The organism is Gordonia sp. SGD-V-85, assembly GCF_001456905.1.
Taxonomy (GTDB): domain Bacteria; phylum Actinomycetota; class Actinomycetes; order Mycobacteriales; family Mycobacteriaceae; genus Gordonia; species Gordonia hongkongensis.
Genome location: NZ_LNQO01000041.1, coordinates 1 through 12,246, shown reverse-complemented (window position 1 = coordinate 12,246; position 12,246 = coordinate 1). Strand labels below are relative to the sequence as shown.

Here is a 12,246-nt window from a genome sequence, read left to right as displayed (position 1 = left end):
GCGGCAAGGAACTGTCCGCTCACGCCCAGTTCGCGATGGACACCGGAACGCAGGTGTTCTTCGCCGATCCGCACTCACCGTGGCAGCGACCATCCAACGAGAACACCAATGGTGTTCTGCGCCAATATTTTCCTAAGGGAACTGATCTGTCGCGGTGGTCAGCTGAGGACCTCGAGGCCATCGCCTACACCCTCAACAACCGTCCTAGAAAAGTCCTTGGATGGAAAACTCCCGCCGAAGTCTTTGGCGAACAACTACACTCGCTACAACAACCCAGTGTTGCATCGACCGATTGAACGCGCCCAATTCCGATCGCGAAAATTCGTACACGCCTTGAACACTCATGGACTCACGGGGTCGATGGGCAAAGTCGGAGCGTGCGGGGACAACGCAGCGATGGAGAGTTTCTTCGCACTCCTGCAACGCAACGTGCTCGACCGCCAACGCTGGGACACCCGCGAGCAGCTTCGGATCGCGATCGTCACCTGGATCGAACGGACCTACCGCCGCCGGCGCCGGCAAGCCCGCCTCGGTCGGTTGACGCCTGTCGAGTTCGAAGCAATGATCAACACCGCCGCTGCCGCGGCATGACACCCAAACTGTCACCTATCCGTGCAGCAGTCCCCATCGGCAAATGCATTGCTTCTATAGAAGTGTGCCCACCGAACGCTGACGACGTTCGGTGGGCACACTTGCGCCCTATAGCGGCGCTAATTCGATACAACCGGCAGCTCGCCCTGCTCATGCTTCGCGCGTAACACCTTCTTATCGAACTTGCCCACGCTCGTACGCGGTACCTGCTCCACGAACGTCCAGTTCTTCGGGATCCACCAGTGTGGGATCTCCTCCGGGCAATTTCTTAGGCACCACTCGTGAAGCGTGTCAGCCGACACCTTGCGACCCGGTACCGGAACCACCACGGCGAGAGCTGTTTCCTGCCACCGGGGGTCGGGCATCGCGACAACCGCGGCCTCGGCGACATCTGGGTGCGACATGATCCAGTTCTCGAGCTCCACTGACGAGATCCATTCGCCCCCTGACTTGATGACGTCCTTGGACCTGTCGGTCAGCGTCAGGTACCCGTCCGGGCTGATGTGTCCCACGTCTCCGGTCCGCAACCAGCCATCCCGAAACCTCTCGGCGTCCTCGAGCCGGTAGTAGCTGCCTGTGACCCACGGACCCCGCACTTCGAGTTCGCCGACGGACTTGTCGTCACGGGGAACCGGCAGGCCGCCCTCGTCGATGAGGCGCATCTCCACCCCGCAAATTGCCCGTCCCTGTCGCTTGCGGTACGACATTTCCTTTGTGGGGCTGATCCCGGCGGGAGGCCGACTTACCGCTGCAAGCGGGGACGTCTCAGTCATGCCCCACGCCTGGATAATCTGTACGCCGAAGCGGTCCGCAAACCCTTCGATCAACGACTGCGGGACAGGAGCTCCACCACAGGCGACAAGGTCGATTGATGACAAGTCGACACCCGGATTCGCGATACCGTACTGAAGAAGATCGTTCCAGATTGTCGGTACTGCTCCTGCCTTCGTGGGGCGATGCTGTTGGATCAAGTCGGCGAGCGGCGCCGCTTGAAGGTATCGATCAGGCATGAGCAAGTCCGCGCCGGCCATCAGCGACGCGTAGGGCAGACCCCAGGCGCTGGCATGAAACATCGGCACGACGGGAAGTACACGATCGGCTTCTGCGATCGCCAGAGCGTTACCAGTACACGCTGCAATGGAGTGCAGAAACACCGAGCGATGACTGTAGACGACCCCCTTGGGATCGCCTGTAGTGCCGCTCGTGTAACACATACCCGCAGCCGACCGCTCGTCGGGATCGACCCAAGAGAACATTGGTGATTCTGCTGCGAGCGCGTCATGGTATCGCATCACGGTCACGCCGTGGCCGTCGAGCGGGGAGGTGTCGCCGTCGCCGGTAACGAACACAACCCGAACCGTCGCCAAGCCCGGTAAGACCGCCGCCAACAACGGCACCAGCGACCCGTCCACAATGATGACCTTGTCTTCGGCGTGGTTCGCGATGAACTGCAGCTGAGCCGGTGACAACCGGATGTTCAGCGTATGCAGCACCGCGCCCATCGCGGGTACCGCAGCGTACGCTTCGAGGTGCTCCTGGTTGTTCCACAGCATGGTTGCCACGCGGTCGTCGCCGACCACGCCGACCCGGCGCAGAGCATTCGCCAGACGTGCGCATCGCTCTTCGAGATCGCCGTAGGTTGCGTACCGGGCAGAGTCGCTCGCGGAATAAGTAATCACCTGCCTATCAGTATGATTGGTTGCGACGTGACGCAGTATCGATGACACTGTCATCGGCACCTCCTGCATGGTGCTTTTCATCAAATTCTCCTTTCGCGGCGGACGCTGGATCATTCGGCAGGTCCGTAATCCTGGATCTGCCAGCCGTTCTCGGTCTTCAGCACGACTACTTTCAACAGTGTGGGGAGTTCGCTCGGCTGAGGGTTCTGAACATTCTGGGTCTTCTGGGTGGCGAAGACCAGCACCGTGTATTCCCCCCGGTTCTCGCTGGCGCTGCCGGTGACACTGGTCGCCAGTACGCGTCCCGACGCTTGGACCTTGGCCTGTTCCATGATTTGGGTCAGGGTGGGTTCGACATCGTCGTATCGCTTGACCAACGCATCGCTGGCATTCTCTTTCACTTCGGTAAAGAATGCGCCGGTGTTTTGGTAGCTGTAGGTGAGCGACTTTGTGGTGTAGTCCGATGCTGCCTGCGCTGCCTGCGCTCGTTGTGTGGCAGCGTTCTCCGCGGACGTCTTTGCTTCCCTCATGTCAATGTAGAGGTAAGCAAAGAGGCCGGCCAGCACCGCGAGTGCCACCACGAAAGCGCCGGCGGCCACCGCCTGGACGCGTGCTGATCTCCATCGGTGCCTGGCATCGGACGTCGGGGGGCTTGCCTCGTCCGGGGCGGGACCGTCTTGGGACGTCGCAGATTCTGTAGCACCAGTGGCGTCGCTGCGATCTGCTTTGTCGGAAGCCGCAGTCAGCTTATCCTCAGCGCTGCTGTCCTTGGATTCTGGTCCGTTGTCTTGTGCCGTCATTTGCTGCCTTCTGTGAATGCTGGTGTAGGAGGTATCCATCGGGCGTCAGCGAGGTGATGGCGTGACGGCGATCGGAATCTGCGCCTGCCCCCGATGTGACGCTGGGAATGTTCGAGCCAGAAGATCACCGATCGATCCGAAGTCGATGTATGTGTCTGCGACTTTCGCCGTCGCCGGCTTCACCGCGCGGGTAATGGCGACAATATCGGGCTGGAGTATCTGGATGTAGCCGCTGAGCTTTTCCACTAGCTTCAGGATCGGTGGCCATTTGTCGTAGGACGTAGAAGTGAAAACGATGAACGCACGTTGGATCCTCGCCAAACCGTCGACGGCATCCGGGGTCCGGACCGACGCGGTGCTGAGCACACCGCCCACGTTCGACATAAGGCCCAGGAGGAACTCGGCATTGTCCGCAGTGGTACGGACGGCACCGTCGTCACCGACGAAGTCCACGAGGCGGTGCATCATGTCTCCGATCGTGTCGAGGTCCTTTTGCCGGCCGTCGACTGCCGCCGAGATCGTTTCGTTGATGGACTGAATCGATGCTGGATCGAGCGCGTCCGCCACTGCCGACATTTTCGGGAGCACCTGGGGAACGGATTGCGACACGCGGATGGCGCCGGCGGGCACTAGGTCCCCACTACGCAAGTACTCACTGGTGGTTGTGCCCGGTGGGATGAAATTGATGTATTGTTCTCCCGCGACCGAGAGGTTCTGAATCGTCATGACACTGCCGCGAGGAATCTTATAGTCGGAGTCGATGGACATGTCGACGGCGAGCTGATTACCTGTGACGCGAATAGATGTCACTTTTCCCACCGGCACCCCCTCTAACATTACCGGTGATGTGTCTAGAAGGCCGCCCGAGCTCTCGAGTATGGCCGAGATCGCGTAGTCGGTGCGGAACGGGTTTACCCGTGCCACGTCGATGATCAAGTATGTCGCTCCGACGAGGAGAACGAGGACAAGGGCAACCAGCGATACGAGGGTGCTGCGGATCATGGCATCATTCCGATCGCTCGCAAGACGGTTATGAACGACTCGGCATCACGCCGCGCCAGTTCTCGGCCATCGATAGACACATCGGAGACGTTGATATCTGGCGAGCTGACGAATGGGATGAGCCTTTCGCGTATTACACGAGCCGCCTTGTCGGAAACATCCTTGGAGTAGATGTCCGAGTACGCGATGGACGCGACCACTGGCGCGATCGCGCCCACCGTTTCCTTGATGCGGGAATACTCAGGGTCGACGATACGGCCTGCGGATACCGCGAAGTCGCGCAGATTAGCGATGAGTAGCGCTACGTCAATTAGCGAGTAGCCCAGACCATAAAAGTTCACTCCCCCCTTGGTCAACATTCGGTCTGTACCTGACGGGTCGGCCAGGATCACTTTGAGTGTGCGATCGGCTGACTGCAGGATTACGTCGAGTTTGTCGGTGTTGGCAGACACCTCAGACACGGTGCGCAAGGTCGTGCGGTAGAGCGCATCGAACTGGGCGGGGTCACTCGGAAAAGTCGAGTTCAGCGTCGATATCGCGGTATGGATTTTATCGAGTTCACCCCCGCCCAATACGTTAGCCATACCCCGCATCACGTCCTCGACGTTGGCAGCCGGTTCGGTGCGTGAGAGAGGTATTACCGATCCCGCGCGCAGCAAGCCTTGGGTGGACTGCTGTGCAGGGGGAAGGATGGCCACATAAATCTCGCCCAGGAGAGTGTCTTGGCGGAGTTCCGCGCGCGAATCTTCCGGCAGCTGGGCGTCTTTATCAATTCGGGCAGCAACCAGCGCGTGGCCTCCGTCGTAAGCGACGCTGGTGACGGCACCGACGTCAATCCCTCGAGAGAGGACTTTGGCACGGGCAGGCAAGTTCAGAGCACTCGTGAACTCGATCTCGATGTCGTAGCCGTCTCGGGCGGATGATCCACCGATGGTCGGCGGGTTGTCAGCACTGATGCTGCAGGCGGCGAGGGCGATAGTCGCTACGAACAGCGTCACGATCGCGGCCGTGACACGACGAAGGTAGCCGTAGATCATCATCGAGGTTGCCCTCCGATCAAGTTGGCGATCGTCGCCGCTTCGTTACCCGTCGCGCAAACGTCCTTGACGGAAGGAGGAGCGCACGCGTTCTTGAGGGCCTGCAGTGGTACAGATATTGCGAATGCCCGCAGGATCGACTTCGCATCTGGATGCTCAACGATGAGGTCAGCTGTTCGAGCGGCGACGGACGCAAGTATGTTTTCTTGCTTGCCCGCTTGCGAGAGGAGGGGAACCGCAGCATCTCCAAGTGAGAAAATAGGTGGCCCGAAGTCAGACGATAGGCGCGACAGGATAGGGACGAAGGTGCCTGCGTACTCTGTTGCGGCGCCGAATGTTTGACCGAAAGCAACAATCACCTCAATTGCGCCTACGAAGTTGTCGAATAGCTGGGTCACCTCAGTACTGTTTTCGGTGGCAACACCGGTTAAGGTGGCGAGATTGGCTACAATCCTGCGTATCTGGCTATCACGCCGGGTCGGATCGTTGATTAGCGTGGCCGAGTCCTGGAGAATGCCGGATATATCACCCTGGGTCCCTTCCATGTTTTTCGAGACGAGTGTAAGTGCCTGAAGAATCGCATCCGTGTTACGTCCGTCGTCCTTGACGAGTTCGTCTGAAAGAGTGCTGATCGCGTCGAGCGTTTGACTAATCCCCAGTGGAGTCCTGGTCTTTTCCAGTGGGATACACTCAGCCGACTTGTAATATTCTCCGCCACGATAGGGATGGGTGAACTCGATTTGTCTTTCGGTGACAATCGAGGTGGACACCAGGGTCGCACCCACATCTGCGGGAAGCGGCACGGTCTTGTCGATCCGCATATCGACACGCACACCTTTCTGTCCCTCCTCGTGAATGCCTACGACCCTGCCCACCTTCTTGCCGAGCATCGCGACGGAATTGCCTTCGTACAGACCTGATGCGTCAGAAAACTCCGCACATAGTGATCGCGTGTCGTCGTCGGCTGTCGCATAGTCGATTCCGACGCCGCCGATCACTACTGCCAGTGTGACAATGGTGGCGATCGGGATCAGATGCCGACGCATCCGCTCCGTCAACATTTGTTATCACCAATCGGGATACAGACGCGGACGGTCGGTTCAGGACTCGCAGGTCCGACCTGCGGAGCATTGAGGAGAATGCTCAGTCTTCTGGTGATCTGATCGACCTGGGCCAGCGCGTCTTGGTAGGCGGGCATCTGGGCCGACACCTTGTTTAGAAGGATCTTAAACTGCTGTACCGATGGTTCTATACCGTCGCGGTACGCGACAAGCGGCCGGGTCAGCAACTTAAAAAGACGACGTAGATAATCGAACCCGCTCTGGACGTTGGCGATGTCTGGTCCAAGGGTGCGGGCAAGGAAGCTGAGCTGGCGTAGGAAGTCCACGAGTACCTGCTTGCGGTTTGCGAGGGCAGCGACATACTCGTCGGACAAAGCCACCGTCTTGTCGAGTTGTGCGTACTGACGCTCCAGCAAGTCCATCAGGCTGCTCGCGTTTTGCAGGGCATCAGGGATATTGGTGTTTCCGTCGGAAAAGGCATCCTGTAGCAACGCCGCCGTGCGCCGTAGATCAACACCACGCACGTCACGGAACACCGGTGTAGATGTCTCCAGGGTGCTGGAAATATCATAGGTGCTGCCTGTCTGCACCAGTGGGATCGCGCCGTCAATGGCCGACGGGCCTGAACCTGGGTCGAGGTCCAATACACGTCCACCGATAGGGGTGAGGAGACGGACGTTCGCCGTCGCGTCCGACCGAACGGCAATCGAGTCATCCAGCCGGAACCGCACGGTGATGAACGTTCCGGTCAGGTCGACCGACGCTACCTTGCCTTTCCTGATCCCGGCGATACGTACCTGGTCGCCAGCTTCCAATCCGCCGGTATTGACTAACTCCGCGCTGTAGATAGTTTGTCCGGGCGGCGAGATATACACAGCTCCGGCGGCGACGAGACCGGCCACCGTGACCATCGTTACGACCCCCGCCAGGATGAGGTCCCGCCGACGCTGCGGGCGGTGATGCGGACGCTTGCCGAAGAAACGGGTCACTGGCACACCACCAGTCGTTGACCCATCAGGGCGATCTGCACTGTTCTCGGTAGGTCGAGCACCCCTCGGGCACACCCTGCCGCCGAGGGCGGGGGAGTCGCGTTGGATGTTGCGGCCAGGGCGTCCAGGAGCGGCTTCAGGAGAACGGCACCATTCAGTAGGCCTTCTGTATCCCCTGGCTCCCGCACTAATCTCTGAAAGATAGCCGCGAAGCTGGTGTCGTAGGTCGACTCGATCTGCTCACCGGCGAGTACAGTCTTTGCCATCGAACGGTTGACCTCTCGCAGCGAGGCCCGCAGTCGATCGCTCACGCGGCTGAACGCATCGACGATTGACCCCAATTTGTCTATCAACTCAACCAGTTCAGCGGAGCGCCCCATCAACTGGTCGGACACCTGCCCCAGGCTCGTCACAATATTGGTGATGATCTCTGAACGCTGGTTCCCGTAATCAGTGATGTTCGCGACTTGCTTCATGACTGGTGCGATACCTCGACCGTCTCCCTGGGCAACCCGTAGAAGGTTCGACTGAAGCTCGTTGATTTCCGCAGTATTCAATGTATCGAATACTGGTTTGAAACTGTTGAATAGTGTCGATACGTCGAAGGACGGGACGGTCTTCTCGAGTGCCACCTGTGTGATCGAGTCCTGGTCGGCGCCTTGTCCGGCATTGATGAGTTCCACATACCGCTGCCCCAGCAGATTTTGGTAACGCACAGCGGCAGTCGTCGCGGGGGTAATCGCGACACCGTCATCCAGTTGGAAACGGACGATCGCTGTTGAGCCCTCGAGATCGACAGCCGTTACATATCCCACTTTCACTCCAGCGAGTCGTACCCCGTCGCGGGGCTTGAGTCCGGAAGCGTCGGCAAACACCGCGGAACGCTGCGAACTGGGTGACCCTTCGTTGGTCGGCTGCAGAATCGCGATGATGACATATGAAAGGACTCCGATGAGAGCGATGAAAGCGACGATTTTAATGATTGTGGGTGTTAGCGACCTCAGAGTCATCGCGTGGCACCCCCCATTCTCAATGCGCCTTGTAGGGCAGGCGACGTCTGGACCACCAGTGCTAGCTGGAGCTGGACCCGTTCGTTGAATTTCGGCAAGGCTTTGTCGATGCCATCGAGGATCTGCGGGATCGTGTACACCGTGCGAACTAGCCCCGAGGCGGATCTGGCGACGGGCCGCGCTAGGTCAAGGCCGACGTCTAACAGCGAACTCAGGGCTGGGTAATTCTTATCGAGCAGGCCGCCGAGCCCACCGAAAAGAACCTTTCCCGTGTCGCCGAGATTACTCTTCGTGCGGTCGATGTTTTGTTGGGTGGCGAAAAAGTCAGCGATATCGACGTTCTTCAAGACGCCAGGGACAAACGGCGTCATGAAGTCGGCGACTCCGGTGGACAGGTTAGCCGCAATTCCTAGGTCCTCCCCGACCGGCCGTTTCTGGACATCTCGCGTGAGTTGCGCAATCTGGAGAACGAGTCTTCCGCTATCAGCCATTGCCTGCGAGTCCTCAACGATGAACCTCACTACCGCTTCAAATGAGGGCTGGTCCAGTGCCTCGACCAGCGTGGAGATCTTGCGAACAAGCGTTGACACCGAGGTCTGTTCAGATTGCAACCTGCTCACGTAGACACTCCCGCCGGAACCGATGGGTGGTCCTTGTCCAGGATCTACGATCTCCAGTGCAGTTGGTCCCAATGCGTTTGACGAGGTGTAGTTCACCGTCATGCCCTGCCGGAGAACTAGGTCGTTACCGGAACCGGTGAGGTTGATTTTGACCGCCGCGCCACGGTCTCGAACCGCGATGCTCGAGACCTCCCCCACGGTGAACCCAAGGTACTTCACATCCGATCCCCCCTTCAATCCGTCGCCTATCGCGTCGGTGTTGATGGTCAACGACGTGTGATCGCTGAAGTCGCCGTTAGCGTCACTTATCAGTAAGTAGGCAGCTATCGCGCCGAGGATCAATAGGGCGACCCCCCGAAGGGCCAGGTTCCCGTGCGACGGCTCGCGTCCGGACGGATCATGAAAGACAGCCACTGAACCCCCTACCCTGAAATCCGTACGCCGGAATCGAATCCCCACATCAGAAGGGTCAAGATCATGTCCTCCACGACGATGACTATGAGGCTCGTGCGGATCGCTCGACCGGACGCTCGACCCACCCCCTCAGCTCCGCCTGTGGCGAAGTAGCCCTGATAGCTATGGATAATCACTACAGAAATGACAAATACAAGAACTTTGATAAGCGAGAAGGCAAGATCCTGAGGTTTGAGGAACTGGTCGAAATAGAAATCGTAAGTGCCGCCGGATTGGCCGTGAACTTGTGTGACGACGAGTTTGGCGGCCCCGAATCCGAGAATAAGCGCGACGATGTACAAAGGAATCACGGTCGTGATCGACGCAACTACGCGAGTGCTGACGACGAATGGAATAGGACGTACCGCCATAGCCTCGAGAGCGTCGATCTCCTCGGAAATGCGCATCGAGCCGATCTCAGCTGTCAACCGGCAGCCGGCTTGTGCTGCGAACCCGATCGCCGCGATCATTGGCGCAAGCTCTCGGGTGTTGGCATAGGAAGAGATGAACCCCGTCAGTGAACCCATCCCTACGAGGTCCAGAGAGGCGTAACCCTGGATACCGATTGAGGCGCCGACGGCGATGCCGAGGATGGCGAGGACGATGGCCGTTCCACCACCGACCAAGACTGCACCTCTACCCCAGGCGAATTCTTGTATGTAGAGCAGGGTTTGGCGTCGGTAGGTGGTGATCACATGGCGGATGCCGAGGACCGCGGCGATCACAAAGGTCGCGACGTGCCCCAAGCGTTCAGGTACGTGTACAACTGGCGCGATCACGGCTTCGACAGGGCGGGTGGCGGCGGAGAACCTCCGGGAGGGAACGGTGGTCACGAGGCGTTTCTCATCCAATAGTTTGGGGGACGAACATGGTTGTTAATTGCGTGATAAAGACATTGATCACGAAGCATGCGACGACGCCCAGTACTACGGTGGCATTTACTGAGGTTGCGACGCCTTTAGGGCCGCCTTTCGTCGACAGGCCGCGGTGACAAGCAATCGTCACCACTACAAGTCCGAACACAAGCGATTTGCATAGAGCGACAACGATGTCTGTTATCGATGCGAACGAAGCGAACGAGGCGACGTAGCTGCCTGGTGTGATGCCTTGGACGTCGACGCTGATGGCGTAGCCCGCCAGCAGCCCGGTGAAGACGATTAGCATGCAGAGCAGCGGCGCGGTGATCAACACAGATACGAACCGGGGCGCTACGACTCGCCTGATCGGATTGAGTCCGAGTGTCTCCATGGCAGCAATTTCTTCGCGAATCGTTCGAGCACCCAAATCAGAGGCAATCGCTGATCCGGCCGCGCCCCCGAGTAGGAGGGCGGTAACGATGGGCGCTCCCTGTTGAATAATCCCGAGGCCACCAGCGGCGCCAGCTATTGACGTGGCCCCAACTTGCTGAGTGAGGCTACCCACCTGTACTGACACGATGACACCGAATGGCACAGCTACGAGAATCGCCGGCAGAGTTGTCACGACGATGACGAACCAGGTCTGCGATACGGCTTCGCGAAACGGAAATCGTCCTGTAGCAATGTCTACTGCTACCCACCGCAGGGCCTGACCAGCCAAGCCGACGGTGTTACCAAAAGTGGCAGCGCCGTCTAGCAGACGGTTGACGCCTGTGCCGGTGGTGATGGCCATCTCCCCCCCTAGTGCGCGTGGTGTGCGCCACTCCATTCGCGTGTGCGTAATGGACAGTATCAGGTACTGGCAGTATTACCTATAGTGGTGAGCACAGACCGTGTTCGGGACCGGTTCCCACACCTCATCGATCCCCCCGCACCCTGTTGCGTAGGTGGCGGGCTGAGTTAAGGACAACGATCAGAGATGACCCCCGAAGCAAGACTGCCGGCACACTCGTCCCAGTGCATGGGCTGCGGAAGCAGCAACCCCCACGGACTTCAACTTGAGGTCTACCGGAGCGGCGAGCGGGTGTACGCCGATCACACCTTCGACGAGAAACACCTCGGCGCGCCCGGGTTGGCGCACGGTGGCGCGATCTCGGCCGCCTGCGACGACATCATGGGTTTCACCCTGTGGATCGCGCGGACCCCCGCGGTGACCCGCACCCTGACCGTCGAATACCGCCGGCCGGTCCCGCTGCACACTCCCATACGTCTCACTGCCTGGATTGACCACGAGTCGGATCGCCTACTGCACATCGCGGCCGCCGGATCGTTCGATGAGCAAACGTACTTCACCTCTAGCGGTGTTTTCGTCAAGGTCGACGTTGCTCACTTTCGACGTTATGCCGACGTATCAACAATCGATGACTTCTTCGCCAACTTCACGCGGTCAGACTGACGCCGCACGCGTCTCCGTTCTGCGCGCCGCCAACTCTGCGAGGTACGCGACCACGTTCGGCGATCCACCGCCAGCGGTCAGGCTGCGACGGTCAACAGGGCTGGAACTGCAAACGCTCGGCCTTCCACTGCCGGTTCAGTAGCGACAGGAAAACAACACCGCAAGGACCGGCTTGACCGCGAGGGTCAGGCCGAGCGGATTGCCCGCCCACCAGTCGCGGCGCTGCAGCATCAGGCTCGTACACAGCGGCTGAACCATAACGGTCACCGGCAGCACTGTTCTCACAGGATTGGAGGGGAGGGCGGCGAGCTCCCTCGAATGTGCAGCTCTCTTCCTTCCGTCCTGGCTACAGTTGAACCGCCCCGGGTCTGTCGGAGGCTCTCGAACCTGTGAAGGATGGAGAGCATGGCAGCACCACGCAAGTACAGTGAGGAACTCAAGGACCGGGCCACCCGGATGGCATGTGAAGCGCGACGAGATCCCGATTCGTCGAGAGGTGCGATCAAGCGGATCGCCGATCAGCTCGGAGTCCATCCCGAGGCGTTGCGCAATTGGGTTCGTCAGGCCGAGATCGACGGCGGGGTCCGCCCGGGCACCACGAGTGAGGACGCTGACCGCATCGCGGCGTTGGAGCGGGAGAACCGTGAACTGCGGCGAGCGAACACGATCTTGAAGCAGGCTTCGGCTTTCT

Annotated in this window: 14 protein-coding genes and 1 pseudogene; 4 read left to right on the top strand and 11 right to left on the bottom strand. The window is 59.4% G+C overall.

Annotated features, from left to right (window positions below; translation table 11 throughout):
• The coding region (locus tag AS181_RS24805; protein ID WP_139114275.1) for an IS30 family transposase at window positions 1-296 on the top strand (296 nt) is incomplete at its 5' end.
• Window positions 297-300: 4 nt separating this feature from the next.
• Window positions 301-591, top strand: a pseudogene (locus AS181_RS25560) (IS3 family transposase); the annotation flags it as partial.
• Between the two features lie 119 nt (window positions 592-710).
• Here AS181_RS25560 and AS181_RS24065 read toward each other — a convergent pair.
• Genes AS181_RS24065 through AS181_RS24020 form a run of 10 tightly spaced genes read right to left on the bottom strand, consistent with a single transcriptional unit; the run spans window position 711 to window position 10,820 of the window.
• On the bottom strand, window positions 711-2,351 hold the full coding sequence (locus AS181_RS24065; RefSeq protein ID WP_014928958.1) for a long-chain fatty acid--CoA ligase: 1,641 nt from the start codon (window positions 2,349-2,351) through the stop codon (window positions 711-713).
• A 29-nt stretch (window positions 2,352-2,380) separates the two neighbouring features.
• The gene (locus AS181_RS24060; RefSeq protein ID WP_223258800.1) at window positions 2,381-3,109 is read right to left on the bottom strand and encodes a hypothetical protein; all 729 of its coding nucleotides are present in this window, start codon (window positions 3,107-3,109) and stop codon (window positions 2,381-2,383) included.
• Between the two features lie 6 nt (window positions 3,110-3,115).
• Window positions 3,116-4,072: an MlaD family protein gene (locus AS181_RS24055; RefSeq protein WP_004023297.1), complete on the bottom strand. Its 957-nt coding sequence runs from the start codon at window positions 4,070-4,072 to the stop codon at window positions 3,116-3,118.
• Window positions 4,069-5,112: an MlaD family protein gene (locus AS181_RS24050; RefSeq protein ID WP_004023296.1), complete on the bottom strand. Its 1,044-nt coding sequence runs from the start codon at window positions 5,110-5,112 to the stop codon at window positions 4,069-4,071. Before AS181_RS24050 ends, AS181_RS24055 begins: the two co-directional genes overlap by 4 nt.
• Complete coding sequence (locus AS181_RS24045) at window positions 5,109-6,170, bottom strand: MlaD family protein (RefSeq protein WP_004023295.1); 1,062 nt, start codon at window positions 6,168-6,170, stop codon at window positions 5,109-5,111. The genes AS181_RS24050 and AS181_RS24045 overlap by 4 nt, the downstream gene beginning before the upstream one ends.
• Window positions 6,164-7,159, bottom strand: coding sequence for an MlaD family protein (locus AS181_RS24040; protein WP_004023294.1), 996 nt, complete (start codon window positions 7,157-7,159; stop codon window positions 6,164-6,166). Before AS181_RS24040 ends, AS181_RS24045 begins: the two co-directional genes overlap by 7 nt.
• The gene (locus AS181_RS24035) at window positions 7,156-8,169 is read right to left on the bottom strand and encodes an MlaD family protein (RefSeq protein WP_004023293.1); all 1,014 of its coding nucleotides are present in this window, start codon (window positions 8,167-8,169) and stop codon (window positions 7,156-7,158) included. Before AS181_RS24035 ends, AS181_RS24040 begins: the two co-directional genes overlap by 4 nt.
• Complete coding sequence (locus tag AS181_RS24030) at window positions 8,166-9,203, bottom strand: MlaD family protein (protein WP_004023292.1); 1,038 nt, start codon at window positions 9,201-9,203, stop codon at window positions 8,166-8,168. Before AS181_RS24030 ends, AS181_RS24035 begins: the two co-directional genes overlap by 4 nt.
• Before the next feature lie 8 nt (window positions 9,204-9,211).
• Window positions 9,212-10,075 carry an ABC transporter permease gene (locus tag AS181_RS24025; protein WP_014928961.1) on the bottom strand — a complete coding sequence of 288 codons (864 nt, stop codon included), beginning with the start codon at window positions 10,073-10,075 and terminating at the stop codon, window positions 9,212-9,214.
• A gap of 10 nt (window positions 10,076-10,085) precedes the next feature.
• Window positions 10,086-10,820 (bottom strand): MlaE family ABC transporter permease, encoded by a 735-nt coding sequence (locus AS181_RS24020; RefSeq protein WP_033206584.1) that lies wholly within the window; start codon window positions 10,818-10,820, stop codon window positions 10,086-10,088.
• Window positions 10,821-11,078: 258 nt separating this feature from the next.
• Between AS181_RS24020 and AS181_RS24015 the strand changes: the two genes are divergently transcribed.
• Window positions 11,079-11,555, top strand: a complete 477-nt coding sequence (locus AS181_RS24015; protein WP_004023289.1) for a PaaI family thioesterase — start codon at window positions 11,079-11,081, stop codon at window positions 11,553-11,555.
• 135 nt (window positions 11,556-11,690) lie between these two features.
• Here the strand turns inward: AS181_RS24015 and AS181_RS25075 are convergent, their stop codons facing one another.
• Complete coding sequence (locus AS181_RS25075; RefSeq protein WP_156422439.1) at window positions 11,691-11,831, bottom strand: hypothetical protein; 141 nt, start codon at window positions 11,829-11,831, stop codon at window positions 11,691-11,693.
• Between the two features lie 129 nt (window positions 11,832-11,960).
• Here AS181_RS25075 and AS181_RS24010 point away from each other — a divergent pair.
• On the top strand, window positions 11,961-12,246 hold a 286-nt coding region (locus AS181_RS24010), incomplete at its 3' end, for a transposase (protein ID WP_058253924.1).